Annotated in this window: 17 protein-coding genes; 6 read left to right on the top strand and 11 right to left on the bottom strand. The window is 67.9% G+C overall.

The genetic code is table 11. The features are described from left to right. Nucleotides 1-38: 38 nt before the first annotated feature. The 6 genes from ACWDEX_RS19840 to ACWDEX_RS19815 all read right to left on the bottom strand — a co-directional run bounded on the left by ACWDEX_RS19840 (nt 39) and on the right by ACWDEX_RS19815 (nt 4,813). Complete coding sequence (locus ACWDEX_RS19840; protein ID WP_450464908.1) at nt 39-647, bottom strand: hypothetical protein; 609 nt, start codon at nt 645-647, stop codon at nt 39-41. A 651-nt stretch (nt 648-1,298) separates the two neighbouring features. Continuing rightward, the gene (locus ACWDEX_RS19835) at nt 1,299-1,886 is read right to left on the bottom strand and encodes a class IV adenylate cyclase (RefSeq protein WP_450464907.1); all 588 of its coding nucleotides are present in this window, start codon (nt 1,884-1,886) and stop codon (nt 1,299-1,301) included. A gap of 11 nt (nt 1,887-1,897) precedes the next feature. Next, nucleotides 1,898-2,560 carry an SAM-dependent methyltransferase gene (locus ACWDEX_RS19830; RefSeq protein ID WP_450464905.1) on the bottom strand — a complete coding sequence of 221 codons (663 nt, stop codon included), beginning with the start codon at nt 2,558-2,560 and terminating at the stop codon, nt 1,898-1,900. Next, on the bottom strand, nt 2,478-3,119 hold the full coding sequence (locus ACWDEX_RS19825; RefSeq protein ID WP_450464903.1) for an AAA family ATPase: 642 nt from the start codon (nt 3,117-3,119) through the stop codon (nt 2,478-2,480). The genes ACWDEX_RS19830 and ACWDEX_RS19825 overlap by 83 nt, the downstream gene beginning before the upstream one ends. Continuing rightward, a complete protein-coding gene (locus ACWDEX_RS19820; protein ID WP_450464902.1) occupies nt 3,112-4,014 on the bottom strand; it encodes a radical SAM protein in 903 nt (300 codons plus the stop codon). The genes ACWDEX_RS19825 and ACWDEX_RS19820 overlap by 8 nt, the downstream gene beginning before the upstream one ends. 106 nt (nt 4,015-4,120) lie before the next feature. After that, a complete protein-coding gene (locus tag ACWDEX_RS19815; protein WP_450464901.1) occupies nt 4,121-4,813 on the bottom strand; it encodes an HAD family hydrolase in 693 nt (230 codons plus the stop codon). A gap of 95 nt (nt 4,814-4,908) precedes the next feature. Here ACWDEX_RS19815 and ACWDEX_RS19810 point away from each other — a divergent pair, with 95 nt between their 5' ends. Next, nucleotides 4,909-5,682, top strand: coding sequence for a helix-turn-helix domain-containing protein (locus ACWDEX_RS19810; protein WP_450464900.1), 774 nt, complete (start codon nt 4,909-4,911; stop codon nt 5,680-5,682). Next, nucleotides 5,669-6,136, top strand: a complete 468-nt coding sequence (locus ACWDEX_RS19805; protein WP_450464898.1) for an NUDIX hydrolase — start codon at nt 5,669-5,671, stop codon at nt 6,134-6,136. Before ACWDEX_RS19810 ends, ACWDEX_RS19805 begins: the two co-directional genes overlap by 14 nt. Here the strand turns inward: ACWDEX_RS19805 and ACWDEX_RS19800 are convergent. From ACWDEX_RS19800 to ACWDEX_RS19780, 5 genes are all read right to left on the bottom strand, one after another. Further along, nucleotides 6,124-6,684 (bottom strand): HD domain-containing protein, encoded by a 561-nt coding sequence (locus ACWDEX_RS19800; RefSeq protein WP_450464897.1) that lies wholly within the window; start codon nt 6,682-6,684, stop codon nt 6,124-6,126. The genes ACWDEX_RS19805 and ACWDEX_RS19800 overlap by 13 nt on opposite strands. A 229-nt stretch (nt 6,685-6,913) precedes the next feature. Further along, on the bottom strand, nt 6,914-10,285 hold the full coding sequence (locus ACWDEX_RS19795) for a HelD family protein (protein WP_450464896.1): 3,372 nt from the start codon (nt 10,283-10,285) through the stop codon (nt 6,914-6,916). A 106-nt stretch (nt 10,286-10,391) separates the two neighbouring features. After that, nucleotides 10,392-10,766: a hypothetical protein gene (locus tag ACWDEX_RS19790; RefSeq protein ID WP_450464895.1), complete on the bottom strand. Its 375-nt coding sequence runs from the start codon at nt 10,764-10,766 to the stop codon at nt 10,392-10,394. Continuing rightward, nucleotides 10,763-13,222 (bottom strand): AAA family ATPase, encoded by a 2,460-nt coding sequence (locus tag ACWDEX_RS19785; protein ID WP_450464893.1) that lies wholly within the window; start codon nt 13,220-13,222, stop codon nt 10,763-10,765. The genes ACWDEX_RS19790 and ACWDEX_RS19785 overlap by 4 nt, the downstream gene beginning before the upstream one ends. A 314-nt stretch (nt 13,223-13,536) precedes the next feature. Beyond that, nucleotides 13,537-14,169 (bottom strand): hypothetical protein, encoded by a 633-nt coding sequence (locus ACWDEX_RS19780; protein ID WP_450464892.1) that lies wholly within the window; start codon nt 14,167-14,169, stop codon nt 13,537-13,539. A gap of 234 nt (nt 14,170-14,403) precedes the next feature. On the opposite strand from ACWDEX_RS19780, the gene ACWDEX_RS19775 reads away from it, so the two are divergent. Genes ACWDEX_RS19775 through ACWDEX_RS19760 form a run of 4 tightly spaced genes read left to right on the top strand, consistent with a single transcriptional unit; the run spans nt 14,404 to nt 22,616 of the window. Continuing rightward, on the top strand, nt 14,404-16,545 hold the full coding sequence (locus tag ACWDEX_RS19775; protein ID WP_450464891.1) for a hypothetical protein: 2,142 nt from the start codon (nt 14,404-14,406) through the stop codon (nt 16,543-16,545). Nucleotides 16,546-16,562: 17 nt separating this feature from the next. After that, complete coding sequence (locus tag ACWDEX_RS19770; protein ID WP_450464890.1) at nt 16,563-18,185, top strand: class I SAM-dependent DNA methyltransferase; 1,623 nt, start codon at nt 16,563-16,565, stop codon at nt 18,183-18,185. Next, on the top strand, nt 18,178-19,341 hold the full coding sequence (locus tag ACWDEX_RS19765) for a restriction endonuclease subunit S (RefSeq protein ID WP_450464888.1): 1,164 nt from the start codon (nt 18,178-18,180) through the stop codon (nt 19,339-19,341). Before ACWDEX_RS19770 ends, ACWDEX_RS19765 begins: the two co-directional genes overlap by 8 nt. Continuing rightward, nucleotides 19,338-22,616, top strand: coding sequence for a type I restriction endonuclease subunit R (locus tag ACWDEX_RS19760; RefSeq protein WP_450464887.1), 3,279 nt, complete (start codon nt 19,338-19,340; stop codon nt 22,614-22,616). Before ACWDEX_RS19765 ends, ACWDEX_RS19760 begins: the two co-directional genes overlap by 4 nt. Nucleotides 22,617-22,769 lie beyond the last annotated feature (153 nt).

Here is a 22,769-nt window from a genome sequence, read left to right as displayed (position 1 = left end):
CGAGCGCGCCCGAGTAACGGGCCTGCCTGGCGTGGGGGTTACACGCCCTGAGACTTGAACCGCCATACCGCGTGCTCCAGCCCACCTGGTTCGTGCCCGAGAGCGGCTGCTGCTTCCTCGTATGAGGCTCGGAGCTTCTCGTAATGAAGTTCCGTGACACCGGCATCCGCAGCGAAGGCCCGCAGGTGCACATCCACGGCGACCTGCGATCTGCCGACAAGGTTGCCGATGTAGTCGAGGCTCTTCGGTCCCACTCCCTTGACCTTGCGTAGAGCGGCCCGATTGTCTTGGTGGTCGAGCCACGCACGAAGGTCGGATCGGGTATCGACACCGCTCGAAGCCAGCAGATCAGTAACGGCGTGGGCTGTCGCAACCTTCCTGGGACTCTTGAAGCTCATCGCGACGGCGAGATCTTCCGTCGCGAGCCGTCCTCGAAAGCCACGGACCGTGGCGGCGTCAGGCCATGCGGATTGGAGTCGAAGAAGGCGCGGCCGGAGGGTCAGCTCGTACTTACAGCGCGCGTGGAAGCTGGCATCGCAGATGACGGCGCCCATGTGCATCCACCCACCTGGCGGGTGGAACGGCCCGTCGCCGAGGACAGACCGAACGTGGGCAGTGAGCCGCTGAGCGGGGCTGAGCATGGCCATGGACCAATGCTGGCGCGCCGGTCTGACAATCGGGGCTGGAACGAACACATCGAATGTTCGGAGGAGAGAACGGAGGCGCTGGCGGCCGACGTCGCCTCCTTGGTGCCCTGCATCGCGGCCTCGCAGGTACGAGCTGGCTCCCAGGAGCTGCCCAGGGAACTGCCCGCCGCTGACGAGTAGGCGTACCACCGGAGACCCGCCCTGGCCACGGGGCTCATGCCGCGGGGGACGGCAGGCTCTTCCGTGACCAGGGCGGGGGCCTAACCGCGGCGGAGGAACCTGCTCTGGCCGCGGTGCCTGCCCGTACGCCGGGCCGAAGGCGGCCCTGAGGTGGTGGCCTCGTTCGGCTGGTCAGGGTGAGCGGGTTCGTCCCTGCTGAGTAGGGACTCCCAGACACGTCCCTGAAGCTCGCGGATGCAGGACCCGCACGCGTACATGGGAGCCTGGGCGCCGGCGACGCTCGCGGGGCCGATCCACAGGACGCGTGTCCAGCGCCGGCCGCAGTAGAGCCAGCAGAACCCGTCGACCCATTTGTTGCCGTCGTCCGTGGCCGCTGGTGCCGGTAGTCCGCCTCGGGCGAATTCGGCGATCCCGGGGATCACCCTGTGCTGTAAGGCGATTTCCGTCAGCATGGTTCGTCCGCTTCCTTGATCAACGGCCCTGGGCCGCCGAGGAAGCGCTCTCCCGCTTATCGGCGTCGGAGAACAGCAGGGTGGGCTCGGCGAGGATGTCGCGGCCGGCCTCCCTCTTGTAGATCTCGTCGACGCTGCCGAACCGGGCCTCGGAGTAGTCGAGTTCCAGGAGATCGGCGGCCTGCCGGACGGACGCTTCGTCGGGCCCCTCGATCTCCAGGAACGTGGGGAGGTCGGGCCAGGTGTCGAGGTCGAAGGCGACCTCTCCCAGGCGCCATTCCTCGCGGTAGTTCTCCTGGTAGCGGACCTCGGTGAGGCCCACCCGGCGGAGGATCTCGGCCATGGCGTGCAGGTCGGCGACCTCGGTCTCGATCTCCTTGGTGCCGTCGATCGTCGTGGCGTCGGTGACCTGCTTGAGCGTGAGCGTCGAGCGGGTGCCCTCGTCCCGCAGACGGAGCCACGCCCCTCCGTCGAGGGAGTCGTTCTCGAAGATCTTGCGGGTGAGGAGGGTGCGGGGGAGCGCCTGGACGGCGCCGAGGGCGGCCAGCTTGGCCTGCAGTGCGGCGACATCGACGGCCAGGAACTTCGCCTCGTACTCGTGCTTCATGTGTCCTTCTCTCAGAAACGGTCGGTGAGGGTGCACGTGCGGGCTGCCAGGAGCAGGCCCATGCGATGGGTGTGGTCGTGCGGCTGGCCGACGTGGGCCCGTTCGGTGAACTCGTTCGTGCGCAGGGTGAGCAGGACATCCCAGTCACCGAGGAAGTGACGGTGCAGGCGCTCGGGAGACGTGTAGTGCTCCACCAAGTGGTGGCGCTTTTCGACGGGCATCATGAACTCCGCACCGAACACACCGCCCGGCCGGACCAGGCGTTGCATGCGGTAGACGAACTCGGCAAGCGGGCGGTGGTGGTTGGCACTGTAGTGCCACGAGCAGCTCGTCCAGACCGCCTCGCACCGCACGTCCAGAGGTTCCCCCGCAAGGAAGTCCTCTTCGATCACCTGCACCCGGGCATGCAGTTCCTCCAGCTTCAGCCGGTCGATCAGGCCCATGGCGTGCACCTCGCTGTCACCCGGGAGGCGGACCTCACCTCCATGCACGGCAAGCGCGTCGCGTTCGATCGCTACTACGCGGTACCCAGCGGCTGCCAGAGGCAGGACGAACTTGCCGTCGCTCGCACCGACGACCGCGATGGCGGCGTCAGGGGCAACGCGTTCCCGCAGAGTGGCGAGGAACTGAGGGAAGAAGGTAAGGGTGTGCTCCCACAGGCTCTGTGTCTGCATGGGAGTGCGCTCCTTGCGTATCGGCGGCGGTGAGCACGCGGAGGACCTCTTCGGGGGTGAGCCCCGTGGTGTCGATGCGATGCATCGGGAACGAGGCGTAGGCATCCGCCACTCGGTCCGTGACGGTTTCCATCAGCGCGTCCCATCGCGATGTCGGCTTGTTCCGCGCTGCGAGGCGGCGCCGGCGTTCGTCGTCGGCGCAGACGAGGTGGTAGGTGACGGGCGTGGGCAGCCAGGCCGGCAGAGTGACGCCGAGCTGGGCGCCCAGCGCGCGGTGGCTGGAGAGGCACCGGGCGAAGTAGCTTTCCACGACGACCGGGACGCCACCTCTGAGGTGGTGCTGAATCTCTTCGGCTGCTGTGAACAGTGCGGAGAGGTAGAGGCACATCCGCGCTTCGACGTTCGTCCGCCTGTCCACCTCGCGCCTGAGGGGCTGGTACAAGGCAGGAACGGTGGGAACAAGGACAGCCTGGCGGGCGGCGGCGAGCATCGGTGCGATGGTCGACTTCCCGGTGCCGCGTAAGCCCTCCAGGCTCTCGAATGCCGGGTGATCAGGCACGGGCGTACACCACGTCCGGTACCGGGCGCGTGATTTCGTCGGTGGCGGAGGGCCTGTGGACGATGCGGTTCGCGGTCTTCTCGTACCAGAACGCGTGGGAGTCCTTGCCCACCGCCTTGCAGGACATGGTGAGCGCTCCGCGGGGGTCGGCCTCGATCCGGTCGATCTCGCGAGGCCCGCCGGACGGTGCGCAGACCTCGGGAGCGCCGTGCTCGGAGAGGTCCTCGTCGACGATCACTTCAAGCGGCAGCTCGGTTTCCGCGAGCTGTTCGCGGAGCCGGCCGTAGGCGGCCGTGTCGGTGACCAGCAGCTCGGGATGGTCGGCGGCGTTGCCGACGGGCCGCAGATGGTGGAGCTTCAGCTGCCGGACTCCGAGGTGGGCCAAGACGCGGGCGAGGGGGAGTACCTCACCGATGTTCCGCGAGGTCACGGTCATGGTCGCGCCGGTTGAAACACCGAGTTCCCGTGCCAGGCCGAGCGAGTGGAGAGCGCTCTGGTAGCTACCGCGCTTGCGGATGCCGTCGTTGGTCGAGCCGACACCCTCCAGGGAGACCCGGAGCAAGTCCAGATGCGGAGCGATCTCGGTCAGGCGGCGCTCGATGCGGTACCCGTTGGTGCAGATCTCGACGCGCTGGCCCAGTTCCTGCTTGGCGTGCCGGACGACCCGGGGGAGATCCCGGTGGACGAACGGTTCCCCGCCGAGGAGGGTGACGGCCTCCGTGCCGTATTCGTCTCGCATCAGGTTGAGAAGGCCGACGGCTTCCTCGGCGGTGAAGGCGTCGGCGTACTGAAGCCGCTTGCCGTGGAAGCAGTGCAGGCACGTGAAGTTGCAGCGGTACAGCAGCTGCAGGTACAGCATCCGGATCTTCCTGATCCCGGTGACTTCCCCGATCACTTGGGCTCCTTCGGCTGACTGCCTGGTGGGAGCCCTGATAGTGGCTTCTTGCCCCGGGACCTCGTCACCGCGTTCAGGGACGCTCCGAGGACGTCCCGGGACGTTTTCAGTGGCCTGCGAAGGACTCCAGGATGCCTAGAACGCGCTTCGTGTCCGACAGGTCGAGCAGGACTTCAGCAGCGCCGGCGGCGGTCAGCTCCTCCGGCCTGTGGATGCCGGAGGCGACGGCGACGATCCCGGAGCCCGTGGTCAGGGCCGCTTCCACGTCGCGCGGGGTGTCCCCCACCAGGACGGTGGGAACGTCAGCCGGAACGCCGCGAAGCCGCTGCACGCGCTCGCGGGCCACAGCGACCAGCTGGGGACGGAGCTCGGCGTCCGCTCCGTAGGCGCCCACCGGGAGGTCCAGCAGCGAGTCGAGACCGAACGCGGACAGCTTCACACGGGCGTTGGCGGCGATGTTGCCGGTCAGGACGGAGGAGACCCACCCGCTCTGCGCGGAGGCGGCCTTCAGCACCTCATGGACGCCAGGCAAGGCGGTCCCACGCCTGCGGAGATCATCCAGCCTCGCTTCGCCCGCCTGGGCGAGCGCGGTTTCGATGGCGTGCCAGCCAGGTACGGGCAGCTCCTCACGCACGAACATGTCGCGCATGATCAGCCGATCCGTACGCCCCTCGGTACGCGCCGGCTCCGTAGGCTCCCGCCCCGAGAGCGCCGAGAAGGCAGCGGCGTAGATCTCCTTGCTCACCCCCGCGTTCTCGATGAGGGTGTGGTCGATGTCCCACAGGACGATGAGCTCCATGGCGTCAGAGTAGGCAGTCCGCGGGGTTGCGCTTCAGCAACTACGTCCCAAAACGTCCTTGCGTGATCATGCGCTGCACCGATTCGATGGCTGCTGTGAACGACCGACTGCGCACTGTGCTCGGCCAACGTGGCGTCTCGCCCGAGTCTCTTGCCGAGGTCTGCGAGGTGGATCCCAAAACGGTGAGTCGGTGGCTGGGCGGGCGGATTCCCCATGCCCGGCACCGCTTCAGCGTTGCGCGACACCTGCGCGTGGAAGAGACCTTCCTCTGGCCCACGCCTTCAGAGCGCCCCGGCCGACTGCGTGACGGGTTAGGCCCCGAGCTGGTCGGCACCTACCAGAACCGGGCCAGCGTGCCCAGGGACGTCTGGCTCTCGCTGCTACGAGAAGCTCAGCAGGAGATCAGCGTCCTCGTCTTCTCCGGCACGTTCTTCGCCCAGTCCAACCCCCACGTCGCCAAGATGCTCTCCGAACGCGCCTCCGAGGGCGTCCGGGTGCGCCTGTGCTTCGGCGACCCGGACGGTCAGGCAGTCTCCATCCGAGGCCGCGAGGAGGGAATCGGCGACACCCTGGCCGCCAAGATCCGCGCCTCGCTGACGTACTACCGCCCGCTGCTGGGCGAGGCCGGGTGCGCCGTACGGCTCCACGACACCACGCTCTACACGTCCATGTTCCGCTACGACGACAACCTGCTCGTCAACCCCCACATCTGGGGACAGCCGGCCAGCGCCAACCCCCTCCTCCACCTCAAGAGGGCAGACGGCGCAGGGTGGTTCGATAGCTACGCTCAAAGCTTCGATGCCGTCTGGGCCGCTGCGCGGTCGTGGGCACCCGACCAGGAGAGGACCGCCGACCATGGGCAGGACTGAGTACTACAACGACCCGACCGCCCCGAAGGCAAACACCCTCATCCCGGCCAGTAACCTGCTCGTCGTCGACGAGACCGGCGCCATCCTCCTCCAGCGCCGCAGGGACACCGGACAGTGGGCACTCCCAGGCGGAGCCCAGGACATCGGCGAGACCGCGGCCGAGTGCGCTGTGCGCGAGTGCCTGGAGGAGACCGGCATCATCGCCGAGATCACCGGATTCCTCGGCGTCTACACCAACCCGAACCACATCGTCGCCTACACCGACGGTGAGATCCGCCAGCAGTACGAGAACACCTACATCGGCCGCCCCGTCGGCGGAGCGCCCACGATCAACGACGAGGCCGACGGGGTCCGCTTCGTCCAGCCGGCCGACTTCGACGCGTACGACATCCACCCCAGCATGCGCCAGCAGATCGGCGACTACCTGGCAGGCACCTATCCCTACCTCGGCTGAGCCGCAAGCGCCGCCTCGATCCTCTCCACGGAAGAGAGGATTTCCGGCGCCGCACGGCGGATGAATCGGCCGACCACACTGTCCGCGCCATAGCGGCCGACGATCTCCGCGATCCGCTCCGGCGCAGTGGTCCGGCCGCCGTCGGGTGTCGTCGTCATGTCGCAGTACACGAGAGCGTCCACCAGCAGCGGCTCCTCCAGCAAGGGGAACTCCGACGCCAACTCGTCCCGCAGGCCACGCTCCTCGGCCTCCAACAGGGCGAAGGAGTGGTTCGCGACCAGCCGCACGAGCCGCTCGTCGGCCCCGTGCTCGTCACGAAGAAACCTTGCCCCGTCCAGCGGGTGGAAACCCGTCACGGCCAGCCGGGGTGCGTACCCGACATCGTGAAGAACGGCTGCTGCCTGGAGCAGCTCGACGTCGTTCAGGACCCGGCCGATCTCAAATGCACGGACCGCCACTCCTTGGCTGTGCGCCCACCGCCGAGGAAGCGCCACGTCGAGCTCCGCCTTCGAGACCTGCCATGCCCAGTCCACCGACACCGTGTCCATGGCCGACTATGTGCCCAGCACACGGGTCGTCCAGTCTCCTCATACGCCGGTCTCCCGTGATGAGGCGCGGAGTCGATGCTGAGCGAGCGCGATACCGCCCTACTGATCCGAAGGAATAGAGGTCGACGAACGGCGACGCGCCGGGCGGTGCCGGTCGCGGCACCGCCCACCAGTGCGTCTGTCATTTTCGGAAGAACGGGCCCTTCCGCGCTGCCCGGACCGAAAGGGCCTACGGCCGACCCGAGCCCAGGGCGGTATCTGTGTCCTGGCCGCCCCAGCCGTCGCTGGTGCGCCAGAGCAGGCGGACGCCGTAGACGTCGAGCAGGGCCTCGGCGGACCAGTCCTCGGCCGGCGGCTCGGTGAGGACCAGGTAGAGACGGTCGGTGGGGGCGGCCAGGGTGTGGTTGATCTCCAGGAGGCGGGCGGCACCCGAGCGGAGGTCGGTGTAGGCGGATTGGCCGGAGCCGAGGATCTCGTAAAGGAAGTCACCATCCTCGGCCGAGCGGCTGACATCAACGACTTGAGATGACGTCGCCTGTGCGTCGGCCTCGAACAGGGCCGACATCAGGGCGTGGCGCACCGCTTCGTGCTTCTTGCACGTGCGGTCGGCGGTCGCGGTGGTCTCCAGCGCGTGCAGAAGATTCGTCGTGGAAGGCGTCGTTACGGCGGTGTCCTCGGCGGATGCCATGGGCTCGGCTGCTTCCTGCTCGGGCTGCGGTGCGGAGGGGGCGGGTGCGGTCTCGGCTGCCGGTTCGGTCGAGGTGGTCATGCGGTCTTTGAGCGTCTCCCGGGCCTGGGCCAGGGAGGGGGACCAGCCCGTTCGCGCCAGGTCCTCGCGGAGACGACTCGCGTCCAGGCTGTCGTCCTTGAGGGCGCGGTTGGTTTCGGCGGCGAGGTCACGCAAGAGATTCAGACGCTGTCTGTCGGGTGAGCCGAGCACTCGTCGTACGTCCACCCAGTCCGCCTGGTCGCGGCGGAGTACGCGGTTGGCCATGCCCTTGAGCTCGGAGAGCCGCTCACGGGCGTTCTCCGGTACGGCGACGCCATCGGCGGTCAGTTCGTCGAACACGCCGAGCGCAGCCAGGTAGCGCTCGGCCATCTTCGCCGAGATGGGCTGGCGTCCACGCTGGTCCGTCGTGAGCAGGCAGTGGTTCCTCTCCTGCGCGAAGACCCAGCAGTCCAGCTTCTCGCCGGGGCGGGGCGGAGTCGATCCGTGGCGGACGGTCAGGATCAGCGGGACCTTGACCGGCGGGGAGAGCGCTTTGACCTTGTAGCGGCCGCCTGTACCCCGGTCGAGGACGCGGACACGAATGTCGGTGCCGATCTCGGGGACGTCAGCGGCCGCCATCGACGGCTCGGTGGCGGTGGTTCCAAGTTCGGGAGTATCGGTGGTGTCCATGAGGGCGTCCGGGAGCGGGGAGGTGTGCAGGACGGTCAGGCTCTGGGTGCTTCGGGTGAGGGCGACGTAGAGCTGGCGCAGCCCGGCCGGTCCGCGGTCGGCGATGGTGGCAGGTTCGACGACGAGGACGTGGTCGTACTCCATGCCCTTCGCGTGGGCGGCGGCGAGAACGGACACGGTGGCACGGTGCTCTTCGGTGAGGCCGGCGGTCTGGTCGAGATGACGGTTGATCTCGTCGAGCCAGCCGGAGTCGTCGGGGACGATGACGGCTACGCGGCGCAGGGTGTGTCCGTCGCTGGTGCCGACGAGCCGGATCGTCTGACTGACTGTCTCGTCGAGCAGCGTCCACGGTTCGGCTGCCAGAGTCCGGACGCTGTCGGCGCCCGCTTCGCGCACCGCCCGCGGGTAGGGGAGCGAGGGGGCGATCGCGCGAGCCAGAGGCGCGACGAACTCCATGATTTCTGCCGGTACGCGGTAACTGGTGTTCAGTTCGGCGACGTGCCAGTCGCCGTGGTCGGACAGCAGAGTGCCGAGGCGGTCCCAGTCGGCGTAGGCATGCGGACCTGTGGCCTGGGCGAGATCGCCGAGTACGGTCATGGAGCCGTTGACCGCGATGCGTCGGCGCAGTGAGCGCGCCTGCATGGGGGTCAGGTCCTGGGCCTCGTCGACGACGATGTGCCCGTAGCGTTGTGGAGTCTCTCCGGTGATGAGGTAGCGCAGCTCTTCCAGGCAGACGCGGTCGTCGAGGGTCCAGAGGTCGCTGTCCGCCGTCGCTGCTCTTGGGCGGTGAAGGGCTGCCTGCTCCTTCGTGTCGAGGATGCCGTCGGCGCAGGTGCGCAGAAGTTCGGGAGAGTCGTAGAGGCTTCGGAGGGACTCTCTGTCACCGGGCGACTGCCAGACGCGTTCGATCAGCCGCTCGACCTGGCGGTTGCGTTCCAGGTCCCGGCGGATCGTGTCGCCTTGGCTGCGGCGTGGGGCCAGAGCAACGAGTTCCTGGAGCAGTCGGTCCACCAGCAGACTGCGGAAGCGGTTGCGGCGTTCCCGGTAGGAGCCGTCGCCCTCGCGTGCTTCCTGAAGAAGGACGAGAACCTCGGAACGCGGGATACGCAGAGTGGTACTGCCGGCGGTGACCGCGAGTTCGGGCTTGGCGTCCTTGTACGTGGGCGTAGTGGTGAATTCGTCGATCGCGTCGGGACGGCACTCGTGTTCCACGCGCCGGCGCAGGACGGCGGCCATGCGGTCGTCGGACTTGACCAGCCGTGCACGTGGGGTGTCGGCGCCGAGGACCTCGCCGTCCCAGAGGCGGTTCATCTGAACCGCGTTGATGTTGCGGGTGCCGAGGGTCGGCAGGACTTGGCCGACGTAGTCGAGGAAGCGCTCGTGCGGGCCGATGACGAGGATGTCCTGCGCTTTGAAGTGCTCGTTGTTGACGAGCCACGTCACGCGGTGCAGGCCGACCGCGGACTTTCCGGTGCCCGGGCCGCCCTGCACGACAAGGATGTCGGCGGGAGAACCGGTGACCAGATCCATCTGATCGCGGCGGATGGTCTCGACGATGTCCCGCATGCGGCCACTGCGGGAGCGCTGGAGCTCACGCAGGAGGAAGTCGTCGAGCGGCTGTCGTCTCTGCCGATGGAGGTGGGCGATGTCGGACGGGGTAGGGGCCGGCGGCACCATCGGCGTCTCAGACGCCGCGACCTTGGAATCGTCCTGGACCTCGGCCACGGGCTCGGTGTCGTCGAGGACAGGCGGCGCGGTGGGGGAAGCGACGGAGATCTCATCGACGTACTCTTCGACGACGTTCTTCGCGCAGCGCAACTGTCTCCGCAGGAGCACTTCACCTGGTGCCTCGGGCAGGGCCTTCGCCCACTTCTCCGCTACCGGCGCGGTCCACAGCACGACGACAGTCTCGCGGGTCTCCACGTCGGAAACGGCACGGCGGCCGACATAGAAGGTGTCCGGCTCCTCACCGGGCTCGACGTCGACGCGGCTGACGACCAGCGATGCGTCGCCGAGACCGGCGTACTCCGCGGCCTTTGCTTCGGCGTCGTTCTGGTTGGCGACGCTGTCCTTGCCACTGGCGGATGCTGTGGCGATCGAGCCGCCGCTCAGTTCGGCCAGCCGCTTCTCGTAGCAGTCGTAGGCGCGGTCCACCGCCTTCTGCTCTTCGGCGATGATCTCGTCACGCATGGTGGTGCTCACGTACGTCCCCTCCCTCGCGGCGCCCCGAGAGACGCCGCGCGCCGGGCATATGCCCAGCCCCCGGCAAAAGACTTATCAGACACATGGGCTGGCTGTGAATATCTGGTCAACTGGGCAATTTCCGTACCAGTTCGCCGACTTCCGCACGCCATCTGTGGACCTGGTCCCTGCTGGGCCCGATCTCGTATTGGTGGTAGTGACAACCGAGGCAGAGGTGCGACCAGACGGCGTTGGCCCTGCGGGCGATCGGCGCGGCGGTGTAGCAGCGCAGGCAGAGCATCTTCGCCCGCGTGGTGATGCTGGCCAGTCCCGGCACCGCAGCGTCGAGCGTACGGTCGACCGCGATCTCCAGGGCGGTCCGCAGCGCGAGGGAGGCTCCACGGTGCCGACCAGCCGCCGAGGCTTCGACGCTGAGGTCAGAGAGCAGCTGGTCGGCTGTCAGCAGCAGCTCGTCGATCGAAGTACTCGCGGCGCCGGTCACTTTGCCACCTCCGTCTTGCGTACCCTCTGCGCGAGCTCGCTGATCTCGGTCACGAAGCGTTGAGCGTCGGCGATGCGGGTTCCCGTGGCGTGGGCACCGCTCTGACACTGCTTGAGGAGGTCCACTGCACGTGGGCCGCAACGGGTGCGGAGCTCCCGGTAGACATCGCCGGTACGGCCGATGTCGCCGAAGAAGGCCAGCGCGGCCATCTTCATGAGCTTGTCCGCGTCGGCCACGGCGAACTGCAGATCGTGCTCGGAGCCCCCGGAGCGGAGGTGCTGGACCCAGGCCGCCTCGACGAAGGCGTTCTCCAGCGCGATCCGGCACAATGCGGGCAGCACGTGGGTGCGGGCCGCCTCCGGAAGATTGTCGGTGCTGGCGAGAGCCCTGGCATCCGCGATCGCCTGGCGGATCGGGTCGGTCACCGCCTTGACGTTCACCTTGGACGCCTTGCCCCGCTCGACCTCGAACACCGTGACCGGCAGTTCCTGGGTTGTGAAAGCGCGCTGGAGCCGGGTGTCGTGGGTGAACACGACCACCTGCCGGTGTTCGCCGAGCTCGTGCAGGACCTGGGCGAGCCCGTTGACCTTCGCGGGATCCATGGACTGCACGGGGTCATCGATGACGATGAAACCGAACGGGCTGTCGGCGGTGGCCGCACGGGGCAAGAACAAGGACAGCGCGAGAGAGTGCTGCTCTCCCTGGCTCATGACGCTCAGCGCCGAAGCCTCCTCCCCGTCGACGGTGACGTCCATGACGAGCTTGCGGACGTTGGCCCTTTCGCTGCCCTGGAGGCTCACCGACTGGAGGTCGATGTCGCTTTCCTGGCGAAGCTTCTCCCAGATCCGCTGGGAGTGACCGGTGAAGCCCTCCATACGCCTCTCCCGCAGCTCGGCGGTGAGTGCCTTGACCCAGGAGCGGGCTTTCTTGACGTGGCCCAGCCGGGGTTCGGCGTCCGCCGCCGCGCGGGCCTTCTCCGTCCAGGTCGCCAGGCGAGTGACGAGCTGACGCCACCGCTCGTCTCGCTTCTCCAGCTCCCTGACGGCGTTGTCTTTCACAGCGGCGCAGGCGTCGGCCAGGGTCAGGGCGGTGTCGTGGATGCGCTGAACGAGCTGGGCCGGATCGCTGATCGTCCGGCAGGCGAGCCAGGCGTTCCACGGATCGGTCAGCGCGGCCGGGATCCGCTGAGGCGTCTCGATGAGGTTCTGAGCCGCCCGTGCCGCCGACCGCAGTTCGCTGCGCGCGTCCTCGGCGGTCTTCGCCTCCTGCCGGAGCAAGGCGATCTGGGCGTCGGCGTCGGCGGCCCATGCCGCGTCGAGGACCCGTTCCGTGCCGCAGACCGGGCAGGACTCCTCGTCGGGGTGACGGTTGTTGTGGGCCAGGGCCCTCTCCAGGAGGCCGGCGCGCTGCAACGCCTCCTCGGCACCGGTCAGGCGCACGTCCTCGACTCCGGCGAGCGCCTCGCGCAGACGGTCCACCGCAGCCCCGACCTGCTCCAGGTCAGGTCCCCGCATGTCGACCGCGGCACGCAGTTCGGCGAGGAGACCGTCGTCGTCGGCGGGCAGGCCCGCCACAAGTCCGTCAAGCGCCTCGAAGTCGGGCCGCTCCTTCGTCTCGATGGCCACGAGCGCCTGAACCGCTCGTTCATCGTCCTCGAGTGCGTACAGCGCGGCCTTGATCTCCGGCAGCTCGTTCATTGCCGCCTTGACGGCGTCCCTCAAGGCCTTCTCCTGTTGCCCGAGGTGGTTGTACGCGGAGCTGAGGTGCCCCAGTCCCAAGATCGTGGCGATGGAGTCGTACATCTGGGAGGGCTTGCCGCTGATCATGCGGCCGAGGTCGACGTACGACAGGAAGGGACGGTAGTCCGTCAGGGCCTGCTTCCAATCCGTCTGGTCGAGGGGGACCGTGCCGTGTCCGGGGCGCCGGAACGTGCCTGCGCAGTCGGTGACGCCGTGGCCGGTCCAGGTGCGGCTGAGCGTGCTCCGGCCGCTGTCGCCCTCGACGGCCAGCTTGACCTCGATCTCCGTCTTGGCACCGTCGTGCAGGTTGCGCCAGTTACTGGTGCGCGTCGCGTCCTGTCCGTGCCAGCGCATGTTCGTGCCGGTGAACGCCGTCTCGATGGCTTCGGCGATGCTGGACTTGCCCGAGCCGTTGCGGCCCACGACGAGCGTGACACCCGGCCGGGGGCTCAGGTTCAGCCAGGTTCGGGGGCCGATGCCGCGGAAACCTTCCACAGAGACGGAGTCGAGGTAGATCCGGCTCATGGGTGCGTTCCCCGGGGTCTGCGCGCTGCCGAGTGCCTGGGTCAGGAGCGCCCTCACGGGTTCGCCGAGGGGTGCGGCGGCCAGACGTGCCTCCACCAGGTCGGCGAGCGGTACGGACTCGGCGGCAGGGGCCTGTGGGGCGGGGGGCGCGGAAGAGGATGCGGCAGGCTCGTTCTGTTCCGAACTGGTCATGGGAGTGCTCCTTGATCCGGTACTTGACTGGGAAGTGGCGCAACAGTTGTGCTGCGGGGGCGCCGGGTTATCCGCTTGCGTCGGTTCCGATGAGCCCGACACCCAGAGATGTCCGAGATGACGAAGCCGACAGAGGCGGCGGCCGGTCGCCGATGACATGCGCGCGTCGCACGCACGCCGGTGGGCGGTTTCCCGTCAGCGGTCAGCGGCCGAGGGTGTAATCGAGGCCGTCTGTTCGAAGGGCGGCCTCTGTCCGCATGAGAGCGCCGTGACGGGATACCTCTGAGGCGGTCGGGGAAGGAGACTCCTCGACGTCAGCGGACCTTCTGCCAGTCCTGGCAGCCGCTGGTCTTGAAGTACTCGCCCTTGTTGACGGTGACGCGGCCCTGCCCCTGGATGTTGTCGTTGGCGATGATCGCGTCGAACTCGCCGGAGGCGTTCTTCAAGCGCGCCCAGTAGCAGTTGGGGATGACGCTGTCCTTCGCCGGGCCGGAGGTCCGGTAGGTGCCGGCCTGGATGTCCTCGCCCACGAGGTACTGGCCTTCGCCCGAGAAGCTGCTCGGGGGGCCGGACTTCTTCACCGGCTTCGGCTTCGCGGTGACCGTCGCCTTGACCGTCTCGGTGACGGTCACCGCCGGCTTCGGTTCGCCCGCGGCGGGCTTGGTGACCGTGGCGGCCGGGACCGGACTCGAGGAGCCCGCCGTAGCGCCGGGCTCTCCGCCGCCACCGATCGCGGCACCGAAGATCAGCGCGACGAGCGCCGTCGCGCCGTGGGTGAGCCAGACCTTGCGCCGCGAGGGGGTGCGCCCGACGGGCGGCAGACCCGGCACGGGCGGCTGGGTGAACGTGTGCGGCGTCGGCTGCGAAGGCACCGTTGCCCAGCCGGGGCCGGCGCCCATGCCTTCCGACGGCTGGTGGGCGGGCGGCATCGAGGACATGTCAGTCATGGGGAGACCTCCGGATCGCGACTGCGGCGAGCACCGGGTCTCGGTGCGCCGAACGAGCACCAGAGTGAGACCGGAAGGCTCGGAAATCCTTTGGAGATACTGATAACTGGGGTTATCAGCCTTCTCCTCCTCCGGCTTTCCCCTTCGCTGTAGGGTTCTGCCTGCCTCGGGGCCAGCTGACCGGCCGGCGAGGATGCGCCGAACGGGACCGGTACGGAAAGGGGAGTGGCGCGAGTGACCAGTACACGCGAAGAGGCCGTGTCGCCCATCGTGCCCGAGCCACCGGCCTGGCGGATCACGTATGCGGAAATCGCCACCCTTGCCCAGGTGCGCCGGCCCGTCCCCACCACCTGGAGCCGTAGGCACCCCGACTTTCCCGCTCCCGTCGCCCACGAGGAAGGGCGGCCCTTGTTCGACGCCCGCGCGGTCGTCGACTGGCTGATGGCGACGGGCCGCGGCAACGCCGATCCCCGCCATCTGCGGGCCGAACTGGCCCTGCACACCCTCGCCGCCTGGCGGACGCCGGCCCTATCCGCCCCCGTCCTGGTAGGGGCGCTGACCGCGCTGATCTGCCTGCGTCGGCAACTCGACGCTTCCCTCTCGGGCCAGAGCTGGGACGCGATTCTCGTCCAAGCCGACGAACTCGACCCCCAGGACACTTACGTGTCGGCCGAGTTGAAGGCCATCCCGGAGCCGGATCGCATCGGCCCCGAGCTGGCCGCGTTGGCCGACGAGCTGACCGAGGCCGCCTACACCCCCGCCGAGGCTTTCGACTGGGTCCTGGAGGCCCGCCGCCGCCTCGGCTCCCACGACCTGGCCGCCGACGAGCCCACCCCGGCGGTGGCACGCGCCCTAGCTGCCCTTTCCGGCGTCGACACCCTCGACGAAGGCTCCGTCGTCGCCACCCCGTACGCCTGCTCCGGCGACGTGCTCGCCGCCCTGCACGCCCGGGCCGCCGAGGACTCCGGGCACACCTACCTTGCCGCCGACCCCGATCCGGTGCGGGCCCGCCTGGTCCGCCGCCGGATGCTCGTCCGAGGCGTTAACGAGTTCGACCTCGGCGTCACCGAGGGGGAGGACCTGCCTGCCGATGACTGGGGATACCCCCATCTGCTGGTCTCTGTCCTCCCCTACGAACCGGCGGAGAACCGCAGTCCGCAGGCCGTGCTGGAGCAGGTGCAGGCACTGACCGACTACCTTGGGGAAGGTTCGACCGCCATCGTCCTCGGCCCCGCCGACGTGCTCGTCCGTCCGTTCCCCCGGCACAGTGAGGCTGACCGTCTGCGCCGGTCCTTCCTCCGGGACGGTTTACTCAAGGCCGCAGTGAGTCTGCCCGACGGCGCGTTCCCCTACCGTCCCGGCTACCGCACCGCCCTCTGGGTACTGGCCCGCACCTCGGCGGAACATCGCACGGGCCTGGTCCTCCTCGCCGACTACTCCGCGCAGTCGCTCACCGACACAGTCCTTGACACGCTCGCTGAGGACATCGCCATCTGGCGCGCCGCACCCTGGCGCGGCGACCGCCGCCACGAACCCCGCCACGCGGTGATCGTCCCCGCAAAGGACCTCGACGACCGGCCGGGCGCCGCCTTCACCACCCAGCACCGCCCTTCCGTGGCCCGCTACACCCGCGGCGTCATCGAGCGTCCGGTCCGCATCAGCGCCCTGGAACAGCGTCTGACAGAGCTGCAAGAGCAGGCCCGGCAGCGCGCCGACCTGCGCACGGCACTGAGCACCCAGGCCGTACTGCGCCCCGACGACCAACCCGTGCGGCGCACCACCGTCCGCCGGCTCCTCGACGACCGGCGCCTGCGCCGACGCCCCGGGCACCGTTTCGCCGACGAACATCTCACGGCAGACGGCCACTACACCGTGCTCACCCCCGACGAGGTCCTCGGCATCACACGCCCGGGCGGACGCCGCATCGACCGCGGAGTCCTCCTCACCGGCTACGAACACGCCCTGTTCACCGAGCCGGGCGACATCGTCGTCACCACGAGCCCCCGCTTCGGCACCTACGTCGACGAAGCGGGCCTGTCCCTGGTGGCAGCCCCGGCCCGTATCCTCCGCGTCCACCCCGACGCCGACCCACCGGTGCTACCACGGGTACTCGCGGCACTGCTACGAGCGGCCGCCGCCGAGTACGCGCGCACCAGCGGCGCGGTGCGGGCCTCGCGCGGCATCGAAGACCTCCTCATCCCCGACCTGAGCAGGCGCGAGGCCGAGCGCTTCGACTCCGTGCTCGCGGAGATCGAGACCCGCACGCACCTCCTGCGGGAGCAGTCCGCCGCTCTCGACGACCTGGTCCGCCTCACCGCCGCCGGCATCGCCGACGGCACGCTCACCCTCCAGAACCTCCCCGGAACCGACGACTGAAGGAGACGTTCCGTCCCATGCCACCCCGCAAAAAGACCGCTGCCGATCAGGCATCGCTGTTCAGTGCCTCCACCGCCAAGGAGATCCAGGACATCCTCTGGAAGGCCGCCGACAAGCTGCGCGGCTCCATCGACGCCGCGCAGTACAAGGAGTTCGTCCTCGGCTTGATCTTTCTGAAGTACGTCTCCGACGCCTTCGACGAGCGCCGCTCCCAGCTCGCCGCGGAACTCGCCGATGACGGCATCACCGAGGACCGGATGGACGACTTCCTGGAGGACCGGGACGAGTACACCGGCGCCCACGTCTTCTGGGTACCGGAGACCGCCCGTTGGACGTGGATCGCCACCCACGCCAAGAGCCAGGGTGTCGGCAAGCTCCTCGACGACGCGATGGACGCCGTCATGCGCGAGAACGCCTCGCTTACGGGAGTCCTGCCGAAGATCTTCAACCGCGACAACGTCGACCAGAAGCGCCTCGGCGAACTGGTCGACCTCATCAGCGACGCCCGCTTCGGCAGCAGCGGCGACAAGCCCGCGCAGGACGTGCTGGGCGAGGTGTACGAGTACTTCCTCGGCAACTTCGCGCGCGCGGAGGGCAAGCGGGGCGGTGAGTTCTACACGCCGCAGTCCGTCGTCCGGCTGATCGTGGAGATCCTGGAGCCGTACGAAGGGCGAGTTTACGACCCGGCGTGCGGCTCGGGCGGCATGTTCGTCCAGGCGGCCAAGTTCATCGAGGCGCATGCCGGGCGCGCCCACAAGGCCGACATCTCGGTCTTCGGCCAGGAACTCAACGAGCGCACCTGGCGCCTGGGCAAGATGAACCTCGCCATCCACGGCATCGACGGCAACCTTGCCCCCCGCTGGGGCGACACCTTCGCCGACGACAAGCACCCCGACCTCAAGGCCGACTTCGTCATGGCCAACCCCCCGTTCAACATCAAGGACTGGGCGAGGGACGAGGGCGACCCGAGGTGGAGGTACGGCGTACCGCCGAAGGGCAACGCCAACTACGCCTGGCTCCAGCACATGATCGCCAAGCTGGGCGAGCGGGGTACTGCCGGCATCGTCCTGGCCAACGGGTCCATGAGCTCCCAGCAGAGCGGAGAGGGCGAGATCCGCCAGGCGCTGGTGGAGGCTGACCTGGTGGCCTGCATGGTCGCGATGCCCTCCCAGCTGTTCCGCACAACGCAAATCCCGGCTTGCCTGTGGTTCCTGGCCAAGGACAAGACCCCGCAGGGAGCGAAGCGCCTGGACGACCGGCGCGGCGAGATCCTGTTCATCGACGCCCGGAACATGGGCGAGATGGTGGACCGGACGGAGCGTGTGCTGACGGAGGCAGACCTCGCGAAGATCGCCGGCGTCTATCACGCGTGGCGGGGAACGGCGTCGGCCCGTGAGGCGGGGCTTACATACGCGGATGAGGCTGGGTTCTGCTTCTCGGCCGACCTCGCGACGGTCCGGGAACACGGGTACGTGCTGACGCCGGGGCGGTACGTGGGAGCTGTGGAGGCGGAGGAAGAGGGGGCGGAGGCGGTGGCGGAGCGGATCGCTGTGCTGACGGAGGAGTTGTACGGGCTGTTCGACAGGTCGGCGGAGCTGGAGAAGACGGTTCGGGAGCAGTTGGGGAGGGTCGATGTCTGAGCTTGTGCTGGGTGACTCCCTGGAGCTCCTGGTTGACAACCGAGGGAAGAACCCTCCGTTCGTACCCTCAGGAATCCCAGTTCTGTCTGCCAAGGCTATCAAGAACAGCAAAATTGCGTTCAAGGAAGCCCGTTATATCTCCTGGGAAACTTACCGGCAGTGGATGCCGAAGCCGCTCAGGACAGATGACGTTATCCTTACGTCCGAAGCGCCACTCGGTGAGGTTGCACTTGTTACCGGCGATGAGCCGTTGGCAATTGCGCAACGTCTCTACGCGCTTCGAGGTAAGTCTGGGGTACTCGATAGTCGGTATTTGTACTATGCGCTGCAGTCTGATGCAGTGCAAACTGACTTGCAGAACCGGGCGAGCGGAACGACGGTTTCCGGTATCCGCCAGCCCGAACTCTTGAAGGTGCGCATCCCTAACCCTGGGTACGAGAAACAGAAAGTTATTGCAGCTGCACTCGGGGCGCTGGATGACAAGATCGCCATCAACGAGCGCATCGCGACCACAGCGGACACGCTAGCAGTCGCACTCTTCCATCGAGCCATGGGGGCATACCCTGCCGGATTCACAGAGCGTCCGCTATCGGGCACGGCGGAATTCGTCAACGGTCGTGCGTTCACTAAGGGTGCCACCGGTACTGGCCGCATGGTGGTACGGATCGCAGAGATTAACAGCGGTCCAGGGGCTTCTACCGTGTACAACGATATCGATGTGCCTGAGAAGCACCTGGCCAAGCCTGGTGATGTGCTGTTTGCCTGGTCGGGTTCGCTGACGGTGGCGCGCTGGTTCCGGCCCGAGGCAATTATCAACCAGCACATCTTCAAATGTGTCCCGAAGAGCGGGTATCCGCAGTGGCTAATCAGTCACCTTGTCCACAGGAAGATTGATGAGTTCCGCGCCATTGCTGCGGACAAGGCGACGACCATGGGCCACATCCAGCGCAAGCACTTGGATGAAGTGGTGCCTGTTCCGGACCACGATGTTCTGCGGCTACTGAACGCCGAGATTGGCCCTCTCTGGGACCGCGCTCTGCTTGCGGAGCAGGAAAACCTGACCCTAGCCAACCTCCGCGAGACCCTTCTCCCCAAGCTCATGTCCGGCCGCCTTCGCGTCAAAGACGCCGAGAAGATTGTCGAGGACCACACATGACGCACGACGACGAGAGCGGAAGCAGAAGAAGCCCGAACCACCGCCCCCTGGAAGCCGACTGGGAGTTGCTCGCCCTCGACGAGCTCGCCGAGTTGGCCTGGCTGCCGGCGTCCGGTAACGAGTTCGCCCCCGGCTCCGGGCACCGTAAGTCGTGGGACGACCTGATCCTCTACACCGACCTCCGCGAGGCGATCGAGCGGCTCAACCCCGAGCTGCCTCCGGACGCCGTACGCGACGCTATCGCCGCCGCGGCGACCCCAGAGTCGCAGGACACGTACGAGGAGAACCGCACCGCCCACGGTTACCTGACGACCGGCATCCGCTCCGTCGTCTACACCGACGCCTTCGGCGCCGAGCACAACCCGACCGTCCGCCTCGTCGACCTGGCGGACCCGGACGGGAACACGTACCGCGCGCTGAACCAGGTCACCGTCGTCGACGGCGAGAAGCGACGCCGCTTCGACGTCGTTCTGTACGTCAACGGACTCCCGCTCGCCGTATTGGAGTTGAAGCGCGCCGGCGACGAGAGCGCCACGCTGCAGGACGCGCACTCCCAGGTCGCCCGGTATGTGAAGGAGTTCCCGACCGCCTTCCGCTACAACGCGGTGGTGCTGCTCTCCGACGGCATCACGGCGAAGTACGGCACGCCCTTCACCCCGTACGAGCACTTCGCGCCGTGGAACACGGACGAGTTCGGGGCCCGCGTCGACCCGTTCGCCGCGGACGGCAACGGGGTGGCCGATTCGGGCCAGAACCTGGCGCTGCACGGGCTGTTCACCCAGACCCGGTTTCTCTCCCTGTGCCGGTCCTTCATCAACTTTGTGCCGTCCAAGCAGATGAAGCGCATCGCGAAGCCGCACCAGTACTTCGCGGTGACCCGGGCTGCGGAGAAGGTGCGGGAGGCGGCAGCCGGTGACGGGAAGGCCGGTGTCGTCTGGCACACGCAAGGCTCTGGCAAGTCAGAGGAGATGGTACTCACCACGGCGATGGTGATGAGCGACCCGGCCCTGCTGAACCCGACCGTCGTCGTCATCACCGACCGCAACGACCTCGACGACCAGCTGTACTCCACCTTCCTGGAGAGTGAGATCCTTCCGGGCACGCCCCTCCAGGTCGCGACCCGGGCCAAGCTGCGGGAGGAGCTCGCGGCCAAACGGACCGGCGGCATCCTCTTCACCACTCTTCAGAAGTTCGGTAAGACCAAGGAGGAGAAGGAGTCGGGGGCCGACCACCCACTGCTCTCCGACCGGCGCAACATCGTGGTCGTCGTCGACGAGGCCCACCGCAGCCACTACGACAACCTCGACGGCTACGCCCGCCACCTCCGCGACGCCCTCCCGCACGCCACGCTCCTCGCCTTCACCGGAACGCCGATCTCCGAGGCCGACCGCAACACCCGCCAAGTCTTCGGCGGTTACATCGACATCTATGACCTCAAGAGGGCCGCCGACGACGGCGCGACGGTCAAGGTCTTCCACGAGGGCCGGGTCATCAAGCTCGTCCTCGGTAAAGACGTCGACCCGACGAAGATCGACGAGGAGGCCGACCGCATCACCGACGGCCTCGACGACACCGAACGCCGCCGGGTTGAGACGGCCGTCGCCACGATGAATGCCATGTACGGCTTGCCGGCCCGTGTCAGGGATCTCGCCGAGGACCTGGTGGCGCACTGGGAGGAGCGGCGCGACCGGATGCGGCCGTTCGTCGGGGTCTCCGAGAAGGGCGGGGCGGCCGGCAAGGCGATGGTCGTCTGCGCGACCCGCGAGATCTGTGTCCGGGTCTACGACGCCCTGCGCGAGCTGCGGCCGGAGTGGCACAGCGACGAGCCGTCCAAGGGTGCGATGAAGATCGTCTTCTCCTCGAACTCCCGCAAGGACGAGGACCACCTGCTCGCCCACGCGCTGCCCGACGGCCAGCGCAAGGCGGTGATCAACCGCGCCAAGGACCCCGACGACGAGCTGGAGCTGCTCATCGTCAACAACATGCTGCTGACCGGCTTCGACGCCCCGCCGGTCCACACCATGTACCTCGACCGTCCGCTCAAGGGCGCCAACCTGATGCAGGCCCTCGCCCGGGTCAACCGCCGCTTCCGCGGCAAGGAGGACGGTCTGCTCGTCGGCTACGCGCCGCTGACGGAGAACCTGCAGAAGGCGATCGCCGAGTACACAGACGCCGACCAAGAGGACCGCACCCTCGGTCAGGACCTCGACCGCGCGCTGGATGAGCTGCGCAACGAATACGACATCCTCAGCGACATCCTGCGCGGCTTCAACTGGCGTGCGCGACTTGAACAGCCGACTGCGAAGGCGTTCGTCAACGCCGCCGGCGGGGCCGCCGAGTACCTGCGGAACCCGCGCACCCCCGGCAACGACCCGGAGAAGCTCGACGGCCCCCGCCAGACCGTCGGCCGGCGCTTTCGCGAGCACTCCCACCGCCTGGAGCGCTTCTACGCGCTGACCGCCAGCGCCACGAACATCGGCGAGCGTTTCCCGGACCACCCGACCTGGCGTCGAGATGTCCAGTTCTTCGTCGAGGTCCGCGCCTACATGGCCAAGCTCGACGCGGCGGACCGCGAGGCGCGTGGCCTGCCCGTCGCCCGCGACGTCGAGCTGTACCTCGCCCAGCTGACCTCGTCCGTGGTCGAGACCGGCGGGATATCGGACCTGTTCGCCGAGGCCGGCCTGGAGATGGCCGACCTGACGCACCTCAATGACGCGCTCGTCGCAAAGCTCCAAGGCAGCGACACCCCGCACCTCGCGGCGGAGGCGCTGCGGCGGCTCATCGAGCAGAAGATGCGCGAGGTTACGCGTCACAACATCGTCCGCCGCACCGCCTTCTCCGACCGTCTGCAGGACCTCATGATCCGGTACACGCGGCAGCAGTACACGAGTGCCGAACTCATCGCGAAGCTTGTCGAGATGGCCAAGGAAGTGGTCGAAGACGCCAGACGCGGCGAGAAGTTCGACCCGCCGTTGAACTGGCGCGAGCTCGCCTTCTACGACGCTGTGGCCGAGCACGACTCGGCGCAGGAACTCATGGGCGATGAGATCCTGGCGAGCATCGCGCGCGACCTCGTTGCGGAGGTCCAGAAGAAACTCAAGCCCGACTGGATCGCCCGCGAGCCGGTCCGCGCTGGTCTCCGTAGCGCCATCAAGCGCCTGCTGGCTCGCCACGGCTACCCGCCGGACCGTCGTGCGGAGGCGGTGAACCTGGTCCTGAAGCAGATGGAGCACTTCGCCGACGAGTGGGCCACCACCGGTATGCCGGACAGCTGAGCCGCGCGGCCGCGTTGGTGCAAGAGCAGTGCACCCACATCCCGACCGGGTCGGGGCCGAGGTCTCCCGCCTTTGGAAGACCTCGGCCGCGGCCCGGCGATCACTCTGCGAACTCCGACCACCTTCGACGGCGAGAAGCCACTTCAGGAGCGG

It is taken from the genome of Streptomyces sp. NPDC001020, from assembly GCF_053599115.1.
The sequence above is the reverse complement of the archived record's forward strand: the minus strand, read 5'-3'. Positions and strand labels throughout refer to the sequence as shown.

Excerpts from the sequence above, each read along its gene's own strand:
- ACWDEX_RS19830 (WP_450464905.1), bottom strand. The coding sequence starts at position 2,560 with ATGCAGACACAGAGCCTGTGGGAGCACACCCTTACCTTCTTCCCTCAG.
- ACWDEX_RS19805 (WP_450464898.1), top strand. The coding sequence starts at position 5,669 with ATGGGCAGGACTGAGTACTACAACGACCCGACCGCCCCGAAGGCAAAC.
- ACWDEX_RS19770 (WP_450464890.1), top strand. The coding sequence starts at position 16,563 with ATGCCACCCCGCAAAAAGACCGCTGCCGATCAGGCATCGCTGTTCAGT.
- ACWDEX_RS19835 (WP_450464907.1), bottom strand. The coding sequence starts at position 1,886 with ATGAAGCACGAGTACGAGGCGAAGTTCCTGGCCGTCGATGTCGCCGCA.
- ACWDEX_RS19840 (WP_450464908.1), bottom strand. The coding sequence starts at position 647 with ATGGCCATGCTCAGCCCCGCTCAGCGGCTCACTGCCCACGTTCGGTCT.
- ACWDEX_RS19815 (WP_450464901.1), bottom strand. The coding sequence starts at position 4,813 with ATGGAGCTCATCGTCCTGTGGGACATCGACCACACCCTCATCGAGAAC.
- ACWDEX_RS19800 (WP_450464897.1), bottom strand. The coding sequence starts at position 6,684 with ATGGACACGGTGTCGGTGGACTGGGCATGGCAGGTCTCGAAGGCGGAG.
- ACWDEX_RS19785 (WP_450464893.1), bottom strand. The coding sequence starts at position 13,222 with ATGACCAGTTCGGAACAGAACGAGCCTGCCGCATCCTCTTCCGCGCCC.
- ACWDEX_RS19760 (WP_450464887.1), top strand. The coding sequence starts at position 19,338 with ATGACGCACGACGACGAGAGCGGAAGCAGAAGAAGCCCGAACCACCGC.
- ACWDEX_RS19765 (WP_450464888.1), top strand. The coding sequence starts at position 18,178 with ATGTCTGAGCTTGTGCTGGGTGACTCCCTGGAGCTCCTGGTTGACAAC.
- ACWDEX_RS19780 (WP_450464892.1), bottom strand. The coding sequence starts at position 14,169 with ATGACTGACATGTCCTCGATGCCGCCCGCCCACCAGCCGTCGGAAGGC.